At 54.8% G+C, this 20,118-nt stretch carries 18 protein-coding genes; 8 read left to right on the top strand and 10 right to left on the bottom strand.

The annotated features are described in order from the left end of the window. Positions 1-30: 30 nt before the first annotated feature. The 3 genes from AC1MKH_RS06525 (at position 31) to AC1MKH_RS06515 (ending at position 2,583) form a co-directional block, all read left to right on the top strand. A complete protein-coding gene (locus tag AC1MKH_RS06525) occupies positions 31-399 on the top strand; it encodes an MmcQ/YjbR family DNA-binding protein (protein ID WP_276218541.1) in 369 nt (122 codons plus the stop codon). A gap of 123 nt (positions 400-522) precedes the next feature. Next, entirely contained in the window at positions 523-1,176 is a 654-nt protein-coding gene (gene nfsB / locus AC1MKH_RS06520; protein ID WP_276218543.1) for an oxygen-insensitive NAD(P)H nitroreductase, read from the top strand. 159 nt (positions 1,177-1,335) lie between these two features. Next, positions 1,336-2,583 (top strand): mechanosensitive ion channel family protein, encoded by a 1,248-nt coding sequence (locus tag AC1MKH_RS06515; protein ID WP_276218545.1) that lies wholly within the window; start codon positions 1,336-1,338, stop codon positions 2,581-2,583. On the opposite strand, the gene AC1MKH_RS06510 is transcribed toward AC1MKH_RS06515, so the two are convergent. The 6 genes from AC1MKH_RS06510 to AC1MKH_RS06485 all read right to left on the bottom strand — a co-directional run bounded on the left by AC1MKH_RS06510 (position 2,584) and on the right by AC1MKH_RS06485 (position 11,038). Beyond that, positions 2,584-3,564, bottom strand: coding sequence for a LacI family DNA-binding transcriptional regulator (locus tag AC1MKH_RS06510; protein WP_276218547.1), 981 nt, complete (start codon positions 3,562-3,564; stop codon positions 2,584-2,586). It abuts the gene before it with no gap. A gap of 77 nt (positions 3,565-3,641) precedes the next feature. Beyond that, positions 3,642-4,793, bottom strand: a complete 1,152-nt coding sequence (locus AC1MKH_RS06505) for a Gfo/Idh/MocA family protein (protein ID WP_276218549.1) — start codon at positions 4,791-4,793, stop codon at positions 3,642-3,644. After that, on the bottom strand, positions 4,790-5,818 hold the full coding sequence (locus AC1MKH_RS06500) for a sugar phosphate isomerase/epimerase family protein (RefSeq protein WP_276218551.1): 1,029 nt from the start codon (positions 5,816-5,818) through the stop codon (positions 4,790-4,792). Before AC1MKH_RS06500 ends, AC1MKH_RS06505 begins: the two co-directional genes overlap by 4 nt. A gap of 16 nt (positions 5,819-5,834) precedes the next feature. Next, positions 5,835-7,076 carry an MFS transporter gene (locus AC1MKH_RS06495; RefSeq protein ID WP_276218553.1) on the bottom strand — a complete coding sequence of 414 codons (1,242 nt, stop codon included), beginning with the start codon at positions 7,074-7,076 and terminating at the stop codon, positions 5,835-5,837. Between the two features lie 224 nt (positions 7,077-7,300). Continuing rightward, positions 7,301-8,689: a phenylalanine transporter gene (pheP, locus tag AC1MKH_RS06490; RefSeq protein WP_276218554.1), complete on the bottom strand. Its 1,389-nt coding sequence runs from the start codon at positions 8,687-8,689 to the stop codon at positions 7,301-7,303. Between the two features lie 144 nt (positions 8,690-8,833). After that, entirely contained in the window at positions 8,834-11,038 is a 2,205-nt protein-coding gene (locus AC1MKH_RS06485) for a TonB-dependent receptor (protein ID WP_276218556.1), read from the bottom strand. A 221-nt stretch (positions 11,039-11,259) separates the two neighbouring features. Here AC1MKH_RS06485 and AC1MKH_RS06480 point away from each other — a divergent pair, with 221 nt between their 5' ends. Further along, positions 11,260-12,099: a DMT family transporter gene (locus AC1MKH_RS06480; protein ID WP_276218558.1), complete on the top strand. Its 840-nt coding sequence runs from the start codon at positions 11,260-11,262 to the stop codon at positions 12,097-12,099. On the opposite strand, the gene AC1MKH_RS06475 is transcribed toward AC1MKH_RS06480, so the two are convergent. Beyond that, a complete protein-coding gene (locus tag AC1MKH_RS06475) occupies positions 12,089-13,309 on the bottom strand; it encodes an HD domain-containing phosphohydrolase (protein WP_276218560.1) in 1,221 nt (406 codons plus the stop codon). The two genes, AC1MKH_RS06480 and AC1MKH_RS06475, sit on opposite strands and share 11 nt — an antisense overlap. Positions 13,310-13,770: 461 nt before the next feature. On the opposite strand from AC1MKH_RS06475, the gene AC1MKH_RS06470 reads away from it, so the two are divergent. Genes AC1MKH_RS06470 through AC1MKH_RS06455 form a run of 4 tightly spaced genes read left to right on the top strand, consistent with a single transcriptional unit; the run spans position 13,771 to position 17,763 of the window. After that, a complete protein-coding gene (locus AC1MKH_RS06470; RefSeq protein ID WP_276218562.1) occupies positions 13,771-15,117 on the top strand; it encodes an LLM class flavin-dependent oxidoreductase in 1,347 nt (448 codons plus the stop codon). Between the two features lie 10 nt (positions 15,118-15,127). Further along, the gene (locus tag AC1MKH_RS06465; protein ID WP_276218564.1) at positions 15,128-15,964 is read left to right on the top strand and encodes an ABC transporter permease; all 837 of its coding nucleotides are present in this window, start codon (positions 15,128-15,130) and stop codon (positions 15,962-15,964) included. A 52-nt stretch (positions 15,965-16,016) separates the two neighbouring features. Beyond that, positions 16,017-16,979, top strand: coding sequence for an ABC transporter substrate-binding protein (locus AC1MKH_RS06460; protein WP_276218565.1), 963 nt, complete (start codon positions 16,017-16,019; stop codon positions 16,977-16,979). A gap of 10 nt (positions 16,980-16,989) precedes the next feature. Beyond that, a complete protein-coding gene (locus AC1MKH_RS06455) occupies positions 16,990-17,763 on the top strand; it encodes an ABC transporter ATP-binding protein (RefSeq protein ID WP_276218567.1) in 774 nt (257 codons plus the stop codon). Positions 17,764-17,793: 30 nt separating this feature from the next. On the opposite strand, the gene AC1MKH_RS06450 is transcribed toward AC1MKH_RS06455, so the two are convergent. From AC1MKH_RS06450 to AC1MKH_RS06440, 3 genes are read right to left on the bottom strand one after another with little or no spacing between them, the layout of a single operon-like run. Beyond that, a complete protein-coding gene (locus tag AC1MKH_RS06450; RefSeq protein WP_276218569.1) occupies positions 17,794-18,516 on the bottom strand; it encodes an amino acid ABC transporter ATP-binding protein in 723 nt (240 codons plus the stop codon). Then, a complete protein-coding gene (locus tag AC1MKH_RS06445) occupies positions 18,503-19,267 on the bottom strand; it encodes an amino acid ABC transporter permease (protein ID WP_015965460.1) in 765 nt (254 codons plus the stop codon). Before AC1MKH_RS06445 ends, AC1MKH_RS06450 begins: the two co-directional genes overlap by 14 nt. A gap of 39 nt (positions 19,268-19,306) precedes the next feature. Continuing rightward, positions 19,307-20,074 carry a basic amino acid ABC transporter substrate-binding protein gene (locus AC1MKH_RS06440; protein ID WP_015965461.1) on the bottom strand — a complete coding sequence of 256 codons (768 nt, stop codon included), beginning with the start codon at positions 20,072-20,074 and terminating at the stop codon, positions 19,307-19,309. Between the last annotated feature and the right edge of the window lie 44 nt (positions 20,075-20,118).

Below are 20,118 nucleotides of genomic sequence, written 5' to 3'. Positions count from 1 at the left end.
GCCGTTCCCGTTTTGCACAACGGAGGAGCTATGGACAGTGAATCATTACACGCCAGCGCAAAACGCCTGGCGCTGGAGATGCCGTTTGCCGAGCTGACCTGGCCGTTTGGCCCGGAGTACGATGTGTTCTGTATCGGCGGGAAAATCTTTATGATCAACCTGTGGACACGCGGCTTGCCCGTTGTAAATCTCAAGTCAGATCCGGAAATTTCGCTGCTCAATCAGGCTATCTATCCCAGCATCAAACCGGGATACCATATGAATAAAAAGCACTGGATCTCCGTCTATCCGGGTGATGATATTACGCCTGAGTTACTGGAATCGCTGATTACCGATTCATGGGAGCGCGTTGTCGATAAGTTACCAAAACGCGAGCAAAAACGGTTTCGTCCTCAATGATTTTCCGTTTTTATCAATAACTGTTATCGCATTTTTCACACTTCTCAAATCGCCTCCTGCGCTGTACCCTTTTCCGACTTAACGCACCGCTTGAGCGGTGCTTTTTATCATTCAGGAGTTGTTATGGATATCATTTCCGTTGCCAAAAAGCGCTATTCCACTAAAGCCTTCGACGCCAGCAAAAAACTGACCGCTGAGCAGGCAGACAACCTGAAGACGCTGCTGCAATTCAGCCCGTCCAGCACCAACTCTCAGCCGTGGCATTTTATCGTTGCCAGCACCGACGAAGGCAAAGCGCGCGTCGCGAAATCCGCTGCCGGTAACTACGTCTTCAATGAACGCAAAATGCTGGACGCCTCTCACGTGGTGGTTTTCTGCGCCAAAACCGCAATGGATGACGCCTGGCTTGAGAAAGTGGTCGATCAGGAAGAGGCCGATGGCCGCTTCGCCACCCCGGAAGCAAAAGCCGCTAACCACAAAGGCCGTACTTTCTTCGCCGATATGCACCGCATCGATCTGAAAGATGACGATCAGTGGATGGCAAAACAGGTTTACCTGAACGTCGGTAACTTCCTGCTGGGCGTGGGCGCGATGGGTCTGGACGCGGTACCGATTGAAGGTTTTGACGCCGCCGTACTCGACGCCGAGTTTGGCCTGAAAGAGAAAGGCTTCACCAGCCTGGTAGTCGTGCCGGTGGGTCATCACAGCGTGGAAGATTTCAATGCGGCTCTGCCGAAATCCCGTCTGCCGCTGTCAGAAATCTTGACTGAGATTTAAACTGCGATGCCCGGTGGCGCTGCGCTTACCGGGCCTACTCACTTGTAGGCCGGATAAGGCGTAGCCGCCATCCGGCAAAAGACCGCACCGCGCCCCCCCCCCAATTTGCATAATATCCCCCCAGCCGCCATTATAGGCACTGGTTATAAAGGAGATGTTATGCAGGAATTGATAGCTCAGGTCGAAGAACTCGGCATCGAAATAAATCACACCAGTTCCCTGGTGATTATCTTTGGTATTATTTTACTTACTGCAATTGTCGTACATATTATCCTGCACCGCATTGTGCTACGGACGTTTGAACGACGCGCACAGGCCAGCAGCAAATTATGGCTGCAAATCATTACCCAGAATAAACTTTTCCATCGCCTGGCGTTTACCCTGCAAGGGATTATCGTCAACGTACAGGCCGTTTTATGGCTACAAAAAGGCAGTGATGCAGCACAAATTCTGACAACCTGCGCCCAACTGTGGGTCATGCTTTACGCCCTGTTGTCTTTCTTCTCATTATTAGATGTCATCTTTAATCTCAGCCAGAAATTATCCGCAGCATCTCAGTTACCGCTCAAAGGCATATTCCAGGGGGTGAAACTGGTCAGCGCCATTCTGGTCGGCATTCTGATTATTTCTCTGCTACTGGGGCAATCTCCGGCGATTCTGATTAGCGGCCTTGGCGCAATGGCCGCTGTGCTGATGCTGGTGTTTAAAGACCCGATTCTTGGCCTGGTGGCGGGGATTCAGCTTTCAGCTAACGACATGCTGAAGCTCGGCGACTGGCTGGAGATGCCGAAATATGGCGCTGACGGCGCGGTAACGGACATCGGCCTGACCACCGTAAAAGTGCGTAACTGGGATAACACCATTACCACCATTCCTACCTGGTCGCTGGTCTCTGACTCTTTTAAAAACTGGAGCGGCATGTCCGCGTCCGGTGGTCGTCGAATTAAGCGCAGCATTAATATCGACACCACCAGCGTGCATTTTCTCGATGAGCAGGAACAGCAGCGTCTGATTCAGGCCAAACTGCTGAAACCGTATATGGATTCGCGCCATCAGGAAATCGATGAATGGAACCGTGAGCACGGTAGCGAAGCTTCGGTATTGAATCTGCGCAAAATGACCAATGTCGGCACGTTCCGCGCTTATCTCAACGAATATTTACGCAACCACCCACGTATTCGTAAAGATATGACGCTGATGGTCCGCCAGCTTGCGCCAGATAATAACGGACTGCCGATGGAGATATACTGCTTTACCAATACGGTAGTGTGGGCGGAATATGAAAGCATTCAGGCGGATATCTTCGACCATATTTTCGCGGTGGTAGAAGAGTTTGGCCTGCGCGTATATCAGTCGCCTACCGGGAACGATATTCGTTCACTGGCAGGCGCCATTCAACCACAATAATCAGGCACTGGCGCGCGAAATAAAGCGCCAGTCCATCATCACCCGCTCGGCCATTGAGGCCGGGTTTTCAATTCTTTTCAGCAGCAGTTCCACCGCTTTCGCGCCTATCTCGCGCGAAGGCTGCTGCACCGTCGTCAGTTGCGGAGAGACCATCTCCGCAAGCTCGGTACCATCGAATCCCACTACGGCGATATCCTGCGGAACGTTCAATCCCGCCTGTTCAATCGCGCGCATCGCCCCGGCGGCCAGGGTATCAGAAACGGCAAATACCGCATCCGGCCTCGGCTGTTGCGCCAGTAATTTTTCCATTGCCGCTTTCCCCGCCGCAGAACTCAGCTCGGCCGCGTACTCTACGGTCTGATAATCCAGCTCGCGTACATGCAGCACGCTTTTATAACCCCGCTCACGCAGGCGAGCATACTTATAGCTCAGGTCGTGGTTAATCAACGCAATGCGCTGCCGACCGCTGTCAGCCAGATAACTCACCACATGTTGAGCGGCATCGACATCGTTAATTCCCACACAGGAAACCGAGCCGGTATCGGCATACTCCGCGCACTGTACCCATGGCGCATCGCCGATAATCATTTTCAGCTCCGGCAACTTGCTGAATGCATCCATGGTGATAATGCCGTCGACCATCTTACCAGTCAGCAAGCGCAAACCGGATTTCGAACGCTCGATATCAGAACCGGAATGGCACAGCAAAATGCGATAACCCTTTTTCTCGGCCTGTTCTTCGATGCCCTTCACCACCTCGGCGCAAAACGGGTTGGCGATGTTAGAAACCATCACGAGGATCATCGAACTGCGCGCCGTGCGTAGCTGACGCGCCAGCAGGTTTGGCTGATAGTTGCTCTCTTTAATCGCCTGCAGTACCCGCTCGCGGTTTTTCGGTTTTACAGTGTCGCTGTTGTTCAGCACGCGCGACACCGTGGCGACCGACACACCGGCCAGCCGCGCAATTTTCTGAATGGACATAGGAAGGAGATATCCTGCTATTAACGCGTTGGTTGCAGGCTATCACAAAAACGCCGCCCGGCGAACCGGGCAGACGCTTAATCCGCCACGCGCACCCAACGTTGTTGCTGATGGCTTTTCATAATTGCGTCAATGATATACATCACATTTGCGCCATCGTGGAAGGAAGCAAAACGACGCGCCCCGGCTGGCGGCATTTCCCCCTGCGCCACCGCGCGATAGAAGTTCTGCATCATGTTTTTGAAGGCGTCCGGCCAGCCCTCAATATGGCCACCGGGGAAATGGGCGCTGTCAGCAATATCCCGATTCAGTAATCCAGGGTCGTCACTGAGCAGTTGATTCGCCCCTTCACGCTTGCCAATCCACAGCTGCTGCGGCACTTCCTGATCCCACGCCAGCGAGCATTCACTGCCGTTGAGCTCAAAGCTGAGGCGATTTTTACGCCCAGCGCTGACCTGCGAGACGCTAAAGCAACCTTTACTGCCATCGTCAAATCGAAACAGTACCGAACCCGCATCCTCCGTAGTGACAGGATAATCCGCGTACTGCAAGGCCTGCGTCTGCTGGCTAAACGTTGAGGAACCTGCAACATTCGCTTTGCGCGTCGGCCAAACAATTGCGAGATCCGCCATCACTTCTACGATGCGCTTGCCGGTTACAAACTGCACTGTATCGCACCAGTGAGAACCGATATCCGCCATCGCCCTCGACGCCCCACCCTGTGCGGCATCCACGCGCCAGTTGAAATCCGTCTCGTTGAGCATCCAGTCCTGTAAATAGCTACCGTAAACCGAGAACAGCCGCCCGGTTGCGCCGCTGCGCTGCATACTTGCCGCCTGCTGCACCATCGCGAACTGGCGATAAACAAAGCTGACGCCATGCACGACGCCCGCATCCTCCGCCATCGTCACCAGTTCCCGCGCCTCATCTGGCGTCAGGCACAGCGGTTTTTCCGAGAAGATATGCTTCCCGGCGGCAAGAATTTGCCGGTTAATCTGCGCATGCAGATGATTGGGCGTGCAGTTATGAACCACCTGCAAGCCCGGATGCGCCAGAAAGGTGTCGACATCGCCATACGCGTGCGGCACCGAAAGTTCATCTGCTTTAGCCTGCGCGTGCGCCAGGCTGCTGTCGCACAACGCCACCACCTGCACGTTACCGAGGCGACGTAGCGCTTCCAGATGCGCCGGGCCAATAAATCCGCTGCCGATAATTCCCACCTGAATCATTTCTTTGCCTCGCTGCCGGCGGCAAAATCATCAAATGCCCGAGTGGACACCGGGATGATGTGCCGACGAATAAACTCGCTTCCCTCGCGTGCCCCCACTTCTGCGGATTTCAGGCAACATTCCCACTCCAGCACCGCCCAACCGTCGTAATCATGCTGGGTTAATTTGCTGAAAATCCCTTTAAAGTCGATTTGCCCGTCGCCCAATGACCGAAAGCGTCCGGCTCGGGTGAGCCAGTTTTGATAACCGCCGTAAACGCCGCTGCGCCCGTTGCGCTCAAACTCGGCATCCTTAACGTGAAACGCTTTAATGCGTGAATGATAGATATCGATCCACGCCAGATAGTCGATATTTTGCAGGTGCAGATGGCTGGGGTCGTAAAGCATATGACAGCGCGGATGATGTCCTACGCCTTCCAGAAAACGCTCAAAGGTCAGGCCGTCATGCAGATCCTCGCCGGGATGAATTTCATAGCACAGGTTCACGCCGTGTTCATCAAACACATCCAGAATCGGCCGCCAGCGACGCGCCTGCTCAGCAAAGGCGTCCTGCAACAGGGCAGCATTGTGCGGCGGCCAGGGGTAAAAATAGGGCCACGCCAGCGCGCCAGAAAAGGTCGCGTGCGCCGATAACCCCAGCCGGGCGGATGCCTGCGCGGCTTTCTTCACCGTCTCTACCGCCCACTGCTGACGCGCCTGCGGGTTGCCGCGCAGCACAGCGGGCGCGAAGTGATCGAACGCATCATCATAGGCCGGATGCACCGCCACCAGTTGCCCTTCCAGATGCGTAGACAACTCGCTTACCTCCAGCCCTTTTTCAGCCAACCTACCGCGAATCTCATCGCAGTAAGTCTGGCTGGCAACCGCCTTTTCCAGGTCAAATATCGCCGGATGATTGCAGGGAATTTGCAGTGCTTTATAACCCAGCCCAGCAGCCCATTCCGCCAGGCCATCCAGGGTATTAAAGGGCGCATCGCCTGCGATAAACTGAGAAAGAAAAATTCCCGGTCCTTTGATTGTTTTCATACCACCTCCTTAAACACTACGCCTGCGTCTTATCGTCATACTTAAACGAGAAGAGGAAAATAATGGCAATAACGGCGGCGGCAACCGCCGGGATCCACCAAAAGGTTACCCATGCCTGCGGCACGCTGTGCCCGGCGACCAAACGGTTGTAGAGCGCCCCGGAAATCTGCGAGCCCAGCAGCATGCCGATACCGTAGGTGAACATCACCACCATACTTTGCGCCTGCCCTTTCACCTTCTCGCCCGCCACGCGGTCGGTGTAGATAAAGCCCACCACAAAGAAGAAGTCGTAACATACGCCGTGCAGCAAAATGCCGAGATACAGCAGGAAGCGCCCCTCTTCGCTGACGCCCAGCGCAAAGAAGGCATAACGCACAAACCACGCCAGCATGCCGATGAGCAGCATGTACTTCACGCCCAAACGGCGGAACAGCAGGGGAATAACCAGCATGAAGAAAATCTCGGACATCTGACCGAAGGACATCGCTGTACTGACATCTCCCACGCCCGCATCGGCAAGGTAGGACGCGGTATACGCGTAATAGGTGCCCAGCGGAATGGAGATCAGCGTCGCGCAGATAGCAAAGACCAGGAAATGACGCGTTTTCAGCAGCGCGAAAGCATCGGCGCAAAAGAGATCGCGCAGCTTCACCGGCAACCCTTTTGCCGGAGCCGGTGTATGCGGCAACGTCAGGCTATAAATCGCCAGCGCCACCGAGCAAATCGCCGCCAGGGTAAAGATACCCGTGGTATCGGAAATTCCCGTCACGCCGATAAAAATACCCGCCACAATCCAGCCAATGGTGCCGAACACGCGCACCACCGGGAACGTTTTATCGACATTCGCCAGGCTGTGGAAGGCAATGTTATTGGTCAACGCCAGGGTCGGCATATAGCAAAGCGTATAGCCAAACAGTAGCGCAATCAGCAGCGAACCGTTTTGCGCCACTAACGCCTGCGGCACAAACCAGAGGATCGCCGCGCCCAGCAGATGCATCACCGCCATCACTTTCTGCGACGCAAAGAAGCGATCCACCAGCATACCCAGCACAAACGGGGAAAGAATAGACGCAATGGGGCCTGCGGAGAACGCATCGCCAATTAACAGCGACATGTTGTGCTGAGTCATCACCAGCCCGAGCGTGACCGACCAACTGCCCCAGATAAAGAACTGCATAAACATCATTAACGACAGCCGTGGAACCAGCATACGATGCTGAACGGTGAGACCATTACTACTTTCAGTTGTTGACACCATGTTTGCAACCCTCAAAAAGTAATCGATTACATTTAACCCTGAAAAGAAAAGTAATCGATTACAAACAGAAGATCGCGGATCATGAGTAGGATCTGGGAGATGGGTCACGATTAAAATAGAGGGCGCGGGATCCGCACGGGTGCGATGTTTGTAGGCCCGGTAAGCGTAGCGCCACCGGGCAATAATGCGTGCACGAAAACAGAGACGTTTTCGCCGACTGAGCTTTACCCTTTGCGCCGCAACGTCTTAAACGCCACAAACAGGAACACCACCCACACTGGCAGCAGAATTGCCGACAGGCGCATGCCGTCCATGGTACACATCAGGCCGAGGATCATCAGCAGGAAGGCGATACAGATGTAGTTGCTTGCAGGCGACAGCAGCGCTTTAAATTTCGGCTCACGGCCTTTGCGTCGCATCGCTGCACGGAACTTCAGGTGCGCCATGCAGATCATCACCCAGTTCAGCAGCAGCGTGGCAACAACCAGCGCCATCAGCAGGCCGAAGGCCTCTTTCGGCAACAGATAGTTCACCAGTACCACCAGCGAGGTGATGGCCCCGGAAAGCAGCAGTGAATTCACCGGCACACCGCGACGGCTGACTTTGGTGAGGAACTTCGGCGCATTGCCCTGTACGGACAGCCCAAACAGCATACGGCTGTTGGAGTAAACACCGCTGTTGTACACCGAAAGTGACGCCACCAGAATCACGAAGTTCAGCGCCGATGCCACGATGTTGCTATCCAGATTATGGAAGATCATCACGAACGGGCTGCTATCGGACTTGATCTCTACCCACGGGTAAAGCGCAAGCAGAACCACCAGCGAGCCGATATAAAACAGCAGGATACGGTACACCACCTGATTAACCGCTTTTGGAATCGTGGTCTCCGGGTTACGCGCTTCTGCTGCGGTAATACCAATCAGCTCCAGCCCGCCGAAGGAGAACATAATCACCGCCAGTGAGGTAATCAGCCCATTCCAGCCGGTGGCGAAGAAACCGTTATAGCGCCACAGATTATCAATGCTGGCGCGATCGCCACCATGATCGGTGAACAACATCCACAGGCCAAAGCCGATCATACCGATGATAGCCAGCACCTTAATCAGCGCAAACCAGAATTCCGTTTCGCCATATAAGCGAACATTCACCAGGTTGACGGCGTTAATCAGCACAAAGAAGCCTGCCGCCCAGATCCAGGTAGGCACATCCGGCAGCCAGTACTGCATATAGATGCCCGCTGCGGTGAGCTCCGCCATGCCGACCAGCACGAACATCACCCAGTAGTTCCAGCCGGAGAGGAAGCCCGCAAACGGCCCCCAGTATTTAAAGGCGAAGTGGGCAAACGACCCGGATACCGGTTCTTCCACGACCATTTCGCCGAGCTGGCGCATGATCAGAAATGCGATAATCCCGGCAACGCCGTAGCCCAGCAGTACCGCCGGGCCCGCCATCTGAATCGCCGGGCCAATGCCGAGAAACAGACCGGTGCCAATCGCGCCGCCGAGGGCAATCAATTGAATATGTCGGTTTTGTAAGCCTCGTTGCAGCGTCGGAACCTGTTCCGACGAAGCATCCTGAATACTCTCGGATGCTGAGGACGTGTCTTTCACGTCAAACCCCTGTAGCTTTTTTATGAAGGCGCATCTTTTAACACTTCGATGCCGTTGTCGCAAGGCAATACATTCAGAGTGGTAATTAATGAAACGCCCCGATAAGCCAGGCTTACCGGGGCGCGAGACCACAAAATAGCGCGATTAGAAGTCGTACGTCATTGAGACTTTCAGCGTTCTTGGTTCACCCTGGAACAGGTAAACGCCGGTATCATCCACGCCAGACCAGTACTTCTCGTTGGTCACGTTGTTCACACCGACGCGCCAGACCATTTCGTTTTGATCCGCGTTCAGGCGCATGCGGTAGCGCATACCGAGATCGAGGGTGGTATAGCTATCCAGTTTCTTGGTGTTTGCCGCATCGGCATATTGAGAGCCTGTATGATTCACGCGTGCGGTGGCGGTTAAGCCCTCCACCGGTTTGATATCGTACTCAGCGCCCAGCACCATGTAGAAGTTTGCCACGCCCACGGCATCTTTGCCGTCGGTTGCGCCATTAGCCGTTTTACGCTGTTCCGCGTTCAACCACTGGGTGCTGCCGTTCAGGCGCAGGCCCAGCATCGGTTCGCCAAAGACGTTTAACTCAACGCCACGGTTGCGCTGTTCGCCGTCCATTTTGTAATAATTCTGCGCATCGGAAATGGCGTTTGGTTTTTTGATTTCAAACAACGCCAGCGAGCCGCCGACGTTGCCGTAATCCACCTTCACGCCCAGCTCATTCTGTTTGGAATGTGCGATACCGGTGCTTTGCCCGGCGTTGGCGGCGGTGCTCGGTGCGTTGGAGCCCGGTTGCAGTGCTTCGGTATGGTTAGCGTAGAACGAGACTTCTTCCCACGGCTTGTAGACCAGGCCCACGGTTGGCGTCCAGCGGCTTTCCGTGTAGCGACCAGAAAGGTCTTCATTGCCTGTGGCATTACTGTAGTTACGTACCACCACTTTCTGGTAGCGCGTTGCCGCCGTCAGCAGCACGCTGTCGTCAAAGAAGCCCAGCGTATCGCTGAACAGCCAGCCCTGAACGCGGCTGCGCGAGGTGGTCAGCGGGTCGGTATAATTACCGCCAAACCACGCGTTATCTGGCATCGCAACATCATGATTATCATAGATGTTCGTGGTCGGGTTATTGGATGACATGCGCCATGCCGTCGCATCTTTGCGCACCTGTGCAGCATACCCGATATTCACCTGATGACTGACCGGCCCGGTCTCGAAGTTACCGCGCACGCCGCCCATTCCGCTGTAGGTATCGATCAGACGATTAGTATCCAGACGGCCAACCGTCGCATCACCATTGGCATTGACCAGCTTCGGCGCGCTGTAGGTCCCCTGCTCGTGACCATGCTGCATGCCCCAGGCCGCGTAGGTCGTCCAGTTATCGGTGAGATCGTACTCGGCTTTCGCCATACCGAATTCGTTTTCGATATCGCTATAGCCCCATTTCTGGCTGTAGTTTTTGGTGGTATCCGGAACGGAAGGAACGAAATCGACGCCGCTGATATTGACGCCCATCGTGCCGCCGTGGAAGGTTTTCTTCTGGTAGCCAAAATCAAGAGATGAACGGAATCGATCGCCGCGATAGTCCAGCCCCACCGACGCCAGCGTCGTGCGGCGTTTGTCGTTATCGACCGCCCCCTCTCCTTCGCGGTGCAGCACGTTCACGCGCGCGCCGAACTGGTTGTTATCACCAAAGCGACGCCCCAGATCCAGCGAACCACCCACCTGAGAGTCAGAGGTGTAGTCCACGCCCACGCGGGTGATTGGCGTATCTTCAGCCCGTTTCGGCTCAAGGTTGATCATCCCACCGACACCGCTGCTCGCCGCGCCATTCAGCAAGGCGTTCGCGCCTTTGAAGACTTCCACGCGCTCCAGCATCTGGGTATCCATTACCTGACGTGGCACCACGCCGGCCAGGCCGCCCATGGTCATGTCATCACCATCGAGCTTAAAGCCGCGAATACGATAGGTTTCCGCAAAGTTACCGTAACCCTGCACCGTCTGCACGCCCGCATCATTGCTGACCACATCGGCGATGGTTTTCGCCTGCTGATCGGCCATCAGTTTTGAGGTGTAGCCAATGACGTTAAACGGCACATCCATCGCTTTCTGCTCGCCCAGCATTCCCAGACGCCCGCCGTGAGCGATTTGTCCATCGAGGTAGGCCGGAACCGGCTGGTCGCCGCCCGGTTTAAAATCGCTGCCCTCAACGGCCTGAACCACCATCGTCTCTTCCTGGGCTTTTTTAGCCGGAGTATCGGTGGTAGTTGCCGCGCTGGCGGAGTGCGCTACGCTGCCTATCGCTAACGCCAGCAGCGTTTTGCGTAATGGAGAAGTGAAACCCTTTGTGTTGTGCATAATTCGCTCGTGAAAGACGCTGAAGATGACGTTTGCGGCGATGCTTATTTATTTGCCTGTACGCCCGATGAACAGCGTCAGAACTCGCCGCAAACGATAAAGAGAACGAGAACTATACTCATTAAAATTTAGCAATCAAGCATAATTAGCCGGGTAATGAAAGGGATGACGCACGAAGCAGAGCCTGTAGAATGGATCGCTTATACAGAGGGGGAATATCGGTGCTGTTGAAAATTATTCTGGCGATGGTCGCGTTCGCGGCAAATTCCCTGCTCTGCCGTCTGGCATTAAAGGGTCTGCATATGGATGCGGTCTCTTTCAGCAGCGTGCGCCTGCTCAGCGGCGCGATTGCGCTTTTTCTTTTGCTCCAGCTCCCCGCCCTTAAGAAGAAACCAGAATTTAACTGGCTGAACGCTTGCCTGCTCGCGCTCTACGTTTTCGCATTTTCTATTGCTTATGTCTCGATGGGCGCGGCAATGGGCGCACTGCTGTTATTCGGCACGGTACAGCTGGTCATGACCGGGTGGGGATTCCTGGGCGGCGAGCGCCTGACGCCGCTGAAAACCGTCGGTATCATCGCCGCAATGGCAGGTCTGGTGCTATTGCTGCTGCCTGGCGCAGCGCGCCCTCCGCTCACCGCCGCGTTGATGATGATCGCATCCGGCGCCGCCTGGGGGGCGTACTGCATTACCGGGAAACGGGTACAAAATGCCGCCGCGGCCACCGCCGGTAATTTTATTCTGGCAGTGCCGATTGCGCTGGTCGTTTTTCTACTGAACGGAATGACAGGCCATATGGATGCGAGCGGACTTATGCTGGCGGTCACCTCGGGCGCGCTGGCGTCAGGCGCCGCCTATTTACTGTGGTATTCACTGCTCCCGAGGCTCAGCCCGGCCACGGCAAGCACGCTGCAACTGAGCGTGCCTTGTCTGGCGGCGTTGGGTGGAATGGTGTTTTTGGGTGAGGCATTAACCGCACGTATGCTTATGTCGATCGTGGTGACATTATCGGGGATTGGGCTGGTTATCTATGCCGATCGCAGCCCAACTATTAAGGAATAGACGCCACATCCCGCACCAGCGACCTGCCCCCTTCGCGAGCCTGGTTTACAATACCGTAAAAGGCCTCTTTATGCTGATACAGCAGCGCGACGATTTCACCGTCAATCGAGCCGTCTTCTACGGCTTTATCCATGATATCCAGTGCATCCTGAATACTCAGTGGGCCGCGATACGGCCGGACTTCTGTCAATGCGGTAAAGAAGTCTGCCACCGCCACAATACGACTGGGGATATCGAGATAAATACGGTTCAGATGGTAAGGATATCCTGAACCATCAAGTCGTTCATGATGGTTCGCTGCCCATGCCGCAATCTCGCCTAATTCCGCCACAACGCTAAGAATTTCTGCGGTTTTATAACTGTGCTCTTTCAGCATGCTGTACTCTTTCCTCGACAGCGCACTTTTTTTCTCAAGCAGACTAATAGGAACATACAGTTTGCCAATATCATGAAGATAACCGGCAATTTCAATTCGCTGCTGATCGTAGCTGGTCATTCCGCTGTAATATGCCAACTCTCTCGCCACAAGCCCTACGGTCATGCTGTGGGCCGCTGTAAATCCGCTATGGGTATCGACAATACGGGCAATCAGCGTACAAATTTGCTGGAAGTCATCGATATCCAGATGAATGACTTTTATCGGCGAGATAACATTAACAACCCGAGGAATATTATCGGTTTGCAAACGGAACCAGAAATATTCCCGCTGGCTGACAGTATTCAGAAAATCATAAAACTCAGCGGGAAAATCACTGTAACGCTGAGCAAACCCATTGCAGATATCCTCGCTACAGGAAGCCAGGTTATCCGGGTACAGGCGCAAATCGTACTCAAATCGATCGCAGAAAGAGAGGATGGCTTTTTCCTGCTGATGCTTGTCTTCATACCCCGCACGACGCGTATAGACAATCGCTTTGGTCTGCTCAAAAATATCAAGACCGTTCAGCATGTTATAAGTATAACGTTGATGCAATTCATTATTAGAATGAAAATCACCGTACTCGCGACTGCGTATATCGATTAGCTCCCCAATATCATGGAGTAATGCAGCAATATAGACATTCTTCTGCTGCTCTTTACTCAGTTCAAGATAATCGCAAAGCTCCATCGCGACGATGGCCGTCCGCTCCATGTGTTTGACTAACTCCGGAGAGACGATTTTTATGAGTTCGTTAATAAACTTGATTGATAATTGCAGGGATATATCCATGATACGATTCTATTTTTCTCTCTTTTACCCAAGGTTAAACCCGCTCCACCCCGTGGCGGATTGAAGACCCTGCAATTTATAAATGCCACGATGATTTTAATTATAATTATTGCGTATATCCAGTAAAACCCAACCATCATCGTGTTTTTTAAGTTATTTTATCCTGGTGCACCCCGCTGATTATACGTTATCGCAAATTAAAAGCGGGCGAACTATTGGTAAAACTAAATAATAACCTACCCACTTAGGCGTACTCTCGATTACAAGTAAAGTTATCGCTAATTTAGCGTAACAATTAATACAAAGTTCACTCAAGCCAGCCTGCATTCTTGCTGTCGTCGTCTGACTATAACCAAAAAACAGATAATCTATTCAACATTTGTTATTTCAAATTAGCGGAACTCCCTCGCTATTCTGGCCTCCAGGCGGAACATTCCGCATCCCATCAGGAGGTAAGGCACATGACTAAACAGATAAAGCTCGGCGCTTTTCTGCCCGGCGGTGGACAACACATCGCCGCGTGGCGTCATCCGGACCAGCCAGCAGATGGCGCGACCAATTTCGAGTTTCATAAACAGCTCGCGCAAACGGCCGAACGCGGCTTGTTTGACGCCTATTTTCTGGCTGACGGTCTGGCGGTCCCCGCAGCCGGAGGAACCGAAGGCGGCAGCGCCAAAGTGGCCGGTTTTGAACCCGTCACCTTATTCAGCGCCCTCGCCCCGTTAACCAAAAATATCGGCTTTATCGCCACCGCCTCCACCACTTATGAAGAGCCCTACAACCTGGCGCGAAAATTCGCCTCGCTGGATCTCATTTCCGGCGGCCGCGTGGGCTGGAACGTGGTGACGACCGCGACCGACGCCGCCGCGCACAACTTCAATCTTGATACGCAACATCCTCATGAATATCGCTACCAGCGTGCGGCCGAGCATGTTGATGTAGTGAAAAAGCTGTGGGACAGCTTCGAAGACGACGCATTCATCCGCGATAAAGCCTCCGGCGTTTTCTTTGATGCGCAGAAGGTGCATGCCACACATCACCGGGGAAAATTCTTCAAGGTGAAGGGCCCACTGAACGTGCCACGCTCGCCGCAGGGGCAACCGGTGATTGTCCAGGCCGGCCAATCCGAGAGCGGACGCGCGCTGGCCGCCGCCACCGCCGAGGTGATATTTACTTCCCATCAGCATCTGCACACTGCGCAGGCCTTCTACCGCGATATCAAAGCACGCGCCAGAGCGGCAGGCCGTAACCCGGATCACGTGCTGATCATGCCGGGTGTCGCACCGTTCGTCGGGCGTACGGAAGAAGAAGCGCAGGAAAAGTACCGCAAAATTACCTCGCTGATTGTCGAGTCTGACGGTATCGCCTTGTTAAACGGGCTGGCCGGGGGAGCGATCAATCTGGCGGAGTACGATCTCGATGGGCCGCTGCCGCCGCTGCCAGTGACCGAAGGGATGAAATCGCGCCCGGAGCTGATCCGCCAGATCGCCGATGAAAACAACTTCACCATTCGCGAGCTCTATCAGTGGGTCGCCACCGCCCGCGGTCACTTTACCATCGTCGGCAGTGCCGAACAGGTGGCAGATACGCTCCAGGAGTGGTTCGAGAACGAAGCCGCCGATGGGTTTAACATTCTGCCGCCGTGGCTGCCTGGCGGGCTGGATGACTTTATTGAACTGGTGCTGCCCATCCTGCAACAGCGCGGGCTGTTCCGCACGGCGTACGAAGGGACGACGCTGCGTGAAAACCTCGGGCTGCCGTTTGCCGAGAATCGGCATTCCACCCTGAACCGCGCCAAAGTCGCCTGAGGAGTGAACCATGAGCATGTTATATCCCTCCACCGGGGCCGCCCTTTCCCGCCCGCGCGCGGCGGCGAAAACCGCGGCGCTTTGGTCAAAGCGCAGCCTGAATTTCTTCGCCCGTTACGGCCTGTTGATGCTTTTCTTCGCGGGCTGGCAGGTCGCCAGCAGCGTCGGCTGGCTGAACCCGGCGGTGATCCCACCGCTCGATAAAGTGGTGCTGGCATTATGGAACGGCGTCCATTCCGGCGCGCTGTTGGGGGATATCTCCATCAGCCTGCAACGCGCCGGGTTGGCGTTTTTCTCGGCGGTGATTATCGGGATTCCGCTGGGCCTGTTTATGGGGCAAATCCGCCCGATTGAACGCGCGCTGGATCCGATTCTGCAACTGTTCCGTCAGACCTCCGCGCTGGCGCTCTATCCGGTCTTTATTCTGCTGTTCGGCCTTGGCGAAACCTCGAAAGTGTTCGTCATCTTCTGGGCCGCCCTCTTCCCGGTGCTGTTATCGACCATTAGCGGCGTGAAGCAGGTCGATGGCAAGCTGCTGGAGATGGCGCGAACTTTCGGCGCAGGCGAACTGACGCTGTTCCGCCGGGTGATCGTTCCGGCGTCGATCCCGGGCATTTTCGTCGGCCTGCGTCTATCCGCCACTACCGCCCTGCTGCTGCTGATTGCCGCCGAGATGATTGGCGCAAATCGCGGAATTGGCTTCCAGGTGATGAACGCCCAGTACAATTTCCAGATCCCGCTCATGTTTGCCGCCATCTTCCTGCTGGCGCTGGCCGGGCTGCTCGCCAACACCATTCTGGTGTTCCTGCAACGCCGCCTGTGTCGCTGGAATCCGCGTGACCAGTAACGTTTTGCACCACCCACTATAAGAAAACACTCATCGCAGACAGGAACAGATCATGAAAAAAATTCTTCCGCTTTTTTGGGCGACCACGCTGATGCTTATTGGCGCCTCCTCCGCAGCACAGGCGCAGGATGCCGTAACGATGCGCTATATGACCAGCCACGGCGGCATTTCCGCCCATGAACTGGCGGATGCGTTAGGTTATTTCAAAGACACGGGCATCACGTTTAAAAGCGCCGGTTACGCCAGCGGCGGGCCAGAGTCGCTGTTTGCGCTGGCTTCAGGCAGCATTGATATCGGTTCTGCGGCAACGCCTGCGGTGATCAACTCCATCGCCGGGGGCAACCAATTTGTCGCGGCGTATCCGACCAACGGCATCGATAACACCACCAAATCGATTTTCTATGTTCGGGAGGACAGCCCGATCAAATCAGTGAAAGATTTGGCAGGGAAAAGTATCGCTATCAATACCTTAGGTGCACATCTCGATTACACGGTTCGCGAAGCGCTGCATAAAGTCGGGCTGCCGGAAAAAGCCGCGCGCCTGGTGGCCGTACCGGGCCCGCAGCTTGAGCAAACCCTGCGCTCCGGCCAGGTGGATGTTGCCGCATTTGGCTACTGGCAAACCACCTTTGAAGGCGTGGCCCGTAGCCACGGCGGCCTGCGCCCGATCCTTAACGATACGGAAGTTCTTGGCCCTATCGCGGGCGGGTTTACCGTTCTGCGCGCGGATTTCGTAAAAGCGCACCCGCAGGCGGCGCGTGACTTTGTGCTGCAATCCGCGCGCGCGCTCGATTTCGCCCGTGAGAATCCGGAAAAAACGCGCGAAATTCTGGCACAGAAGCTGAAAGAGCGCGGCGAAAATCCGGAGCTGGCGAAATATTTCACCGGCTACGGCGTGCGTAAAGGTGGGCTGGCGGAAGATCACGACGTGCAGTTCTGGCTGGATGTTCTGCAACGCGGCGGCGTGCTGCAAAAAGATCAGCTGAAAACCAGCGATATTCTGTTAAAAGTCTGAGGAAACCGCCATGACGATGCCACATACTGATTTACCGCGCGGCGATATCGCCATTCGCCGCCTGCATAAAGCATTCTCTCTCGACGGCCAGCCGTTTGATGTATTTCGCGATTTGAATCTGCATATTGAAAGCGGGCAAAGCATTGCCATCGTCGGGCCCAGCGGCTGCGGTAAAACCACCCTGCTGCGTATTCTTGCCGGGCTCGAACAGCCCGACGCCGGAGAGGTGGCCATCGACGGGCGCGCAGTGCAGGGAATGAGCCGCGAGCGCGCGGTGATTTTCCAGGAACCGCGCCTGCTGCCCTGGCTGTCGGTGCTGGATAATGTCAGCTTCAGCCTGGACGTGCAGGGAAAATCAAAAGCGCAGTCGCGCCTTCGCGCGAAACAATCTATTGAGCTGGTCGGCTTGAGTCAGTATGAAAATGCCCTGCCCGGCCAGCTTTCCGGCGGCATGGCCCAGCGCGTCGGTATCGCCCGTGCGCTGGCGATCGACCCGGAAATTCTGCTGCTGGATGAACCGCTCGGCGCGCTGGACGCGATGACCAAAATCACCATGCAGGAAGAGCTGGAACGCATCCGCACCACGGAAAATATCACCATGGTACTGGTGACGCACGACCTGGAAGAGGCGATTTATCTGGCTGACCGGGTGTTAATTTTGCCGAAAGTGAAAGGCAACCCCATCAGAATTATCGATGTGAATCTCCCCCGCCCGCGCGAACGCAGCGACGGCGCATTTGTGGAACTGCGCCAACAGTTGATGGCGGAGTTTGGCCTGCACTGAAATAACGCCCGGCAAAAGGCCGGGCGAACCTCACAACACTTTACTCAGAAATGCTGCCGTGCGCGGGTTTTGCGGCGCGGTAAAGATCTGCTCCGGCGTTCCCTCTTCCTGAATAATGCCCTGATCGATAAACAGCACGCGGTCAGCCACTTCCCGCGCAAAGCCCATTTCATGGGTGACGATCACCATCGTCATCCCCTCCTGGGCAAGATTTTTCATCACTTCCAGCACTTCGCCCACCAGCTCAGGGTCCAGCGCGGAGGTCGGTTCATCGAACAGAATAATCGACGGTTCCATGGCCATAGAACGCGCAATGGCCACGCGCTGCTGCTGACCGCCGGAAAGGCTGGAGGGCCAGGCGTCGATTTTGTCGAGCAGCCCGACTTTCTGTAACAGCAATTCCGCACGGCTAATCGCCTCGGAACGCGACAGCCCTTTCACCGACATGGGCGCCATAATCAGGTTTTCCAGCACCGTCATGTGCGGGAAAAGATTAAAACGCTGAAACACCATGCCGACGCTTTCGCGCATCTTGTTGAGGTTGGTTTTGGGCTCATGAATATCAAAACCATTCACCGACACCTTGCCGTCATCGGGTGTTTCCAGCGCATTCAGACAGCGCAGGAACGTACTTTTCCCGGAGCCGGAGGGGCCGATAACGCACACCACTTCCTGAGGCTTAATCTCGCAGGAGATCCCGCGCAGCACGTGAGTCGCACCAAAACGTTTTTGCAGATTTTCAATGTGAATCACTTTTGCTCAACCTCTTTTCCATATGCTGGACCAGCAGCGACAAGATAAACGTCAGCACCCAGTAAATAATCGAGATCGCCAGATACGGTTCCCAATAGGTGGCATACGCACCAGAAACCGTCCGCGCGGCGTAGGCGAGATCGGCCAGGCCAATCGCCGAAGCCAGCGAAGAATCTTTCACAATGGCAATCGCGTTATTGCCAAGCGGCGGCAGAATACGTTTAAACGCCTGCGGCAGGATGACCTTGCGCATGGTTTTGCCCCACGTCATTCCCAGCGCGCGTGAGGCTTCCATCTGCCCACGGTCGATAGACTGAATGCCCGCGCGGAAGATCTCCGAGACATACGCCCCGGCATTGAGGGTAATCGCCACAATACAGGAGAGAAACGCGCCGTAGTCCGAGCGCAGCATACGGGCGAAATCGACCGACATGATGCCGCTCGTCACCAGCACGCCGTCGCGCGGGTTGATGAGCAGCGGCACCAGCGCGAAGTGCACGACCATAATCTGCACAAACAGCGGCGTACCGCGAAATGCGCTGACGTAAACGCGCACCGGCAACTGCACAAAGTAGCGCAGAATAAAACGCCATGGGCCATGTTCGGCTTTCGCCATCCGCCCGAGGCCCAGTAATAACCCCCACAAGGTGCCCAAAATCACGCAGATAATGGTACACTTAATGGTCATCCACGCGCCTTCAACAAAGAGCGGCGCATACTCCTGGATGATTTCCCAACGAAATCCGGTCATGACACATCCTGTCCGTTTTTAAAATAAGTATCCGCGTTGTTATTGCGCAGGTAAGACAGGCACATCAGCATCAAACCACTGGGTGTAAATTTTGGCATAAGTGCCGTCGGCGACGATTTTCTTCAGGCCAGCGTTGATTTTGCCCAGCAGTTCATCGTTCCCTTTGGCGACCGCGATACCAAAATATTGACGCTGGAATTTATCATCCTGCACCAGTTTGAAGGCTTTTTCCGGGTGATTTTTGATGTAATACTTCACAACACCCACATCGCCTACCGCCGCGCCAAGGCCGTCTTCATACAGCTCCTGCAACATCAGCGGGGTATTATCAAAACGTTTGATATCGGTGCTGTTTTTACCCAATACATCCGAAACCACGATATCGCCGGTGCTGGAGTTCACCACGCCCACTTTCTGGCCTTTCAGCGCGGCGAGGGAATTCACCGCAGAATCTTTCGCCACCACAATGGACTGATCCGCCGGGAAATAAGGCGCAGAGAAATCGACCATTTGCTGACGTTTGTCGGTGATGGTAATGCCGGAAATAATGATGTCACGATCGCCGGAGTTCAGGGTGGCGAAAATTCCTTCCCACGGCGTATTCACCAGCTTAATGTCAAAACCTTCCGCTTTGGCGATCGCTTTGATGATGTCAATATCAAAGCCTTCCAGCTGTTTTTGGCTATTTTCAAACTCAAATGGGCGATAGGTTCCGCCAGAGCCCACCACATAGGTTTGTGCCGCCGCGACAGTTTGCGCTGCCAGCGCCGCCAGTAAACATCCCGCCAGTGCGATTTTCTTCAACATGATTCATCCCCTAAATAATCAATTTTGTTAATTATGCGATTTTA

The organism is Pseudocitrobacter sp. CD920760, from assembly GCF_057782505.1.
Note: the sequence above shows the minus strand (reverse complement) of the source record. Positions and strands in the feature narration are given on the sequence as shown.

Coding starts and splice junctions, on each gene's coding strand:
- AC1MKH_RS06505 (WP_276218549.1), bottom strand. CDS start 4,793: ATGATTCAGGTGGGAATTATCGGCAGCGGATTTATTGGCCCGGCGCAT.
- nfsB (WP_276218543.1), top strand. CDS start 523: ATGGATATCATTTCCGTTGCCAAAAAGCGCTATTCCACTAAAGCCTTC.
- AC1MKH_RS06500 (WP_276218551.1), bottom strand. CDS start 5,818: ATGAAAACAATCAAAGGACCGGGAATTTTTCTTTCTCAGTTTATCGCA.
- AC1MKH_RS06515 (WP_276218545.1), top strand. CDS start 1,336: ATGCAGGAATTGATAGCTCAGGTCGAAGAACTCGGCATCGAAATAAAT.
- AC1MKH_RS06485 (WP_276218556.1), bottom strand. CDS start 11,038: ATGCACAACACAAAGGGTTTCACTTCTCCATTACGCAAAACGCTGCTG.
- AC1MKH_RS06475 (WP_276218560.1), bottom strand. CDS start 13,309: ATGGATATATCCCTGCAATTATCAATCAAGTTTATTAACGAACTCATA.
- AC1MKH_RS06445 (WP_015965460.1), bottom strand. CDS start 19,267: ATGACCGGATTTCGTTGGGAAATCATCCAGGAGTATGCGCCGCTCTTT.
- AC1MKH_RS06440 (WP_015965461.1), bottom strand. CDS start 20,074: ATGTTGAAGAAAATCGCACTGGCGGGATGTTTACTGGCGGCGCTGGCA.
- AC1MKH_RS06525 (WP_276218541.1), top strand. CDS start 31: ATGGACAGTGAATCATTACACGCCAGCGCAAAACGCCTGGCGCTGGAG.
- AC1MKH_RS06460 (WP_276218565.1), top strand. CDS start 16,017: ATGAAAAAAATTCTTCCGCTTTTTTGGGCGACCACGCTGATGCTTATT.
- AC1MKH_RS06455 (WP_276218567.1), top strand. CDS start 16,990: ATGACGATGCCACATACTGATTTACCGCGCGGCGATATCGCCATTCGC.
- AC1MKH_RS06510 (WP_276218547.1), bottom strand. CDS start 3,564: ATGTCCATTCAGAAAATTGCGCGGCTGGCCGGTGTGTCGGTCGCCACG.
- AC1MKH_RS06470 (WP_276218562.1), top strand. CDS start 13,771: ATGACTAAACAGATAAAGCTCGGCGCTTTTCTGCCCGGCGGTGGACAA.
- AC1MKH_RS06465 (WP_276218564.1), top strand. CDS start 15,128: ATGAGCATGTTATATCCCTCCACCGGGGCCGCCCTTTCCCGCCCGCGC.
- AC1MKH_RS06495 (WP_276218553.1), bottom strand. CDS start 7,076: ATGGTGTCAACAACTGAAAGTAGTAATGGTCTCACCGTTCAGCATCGT.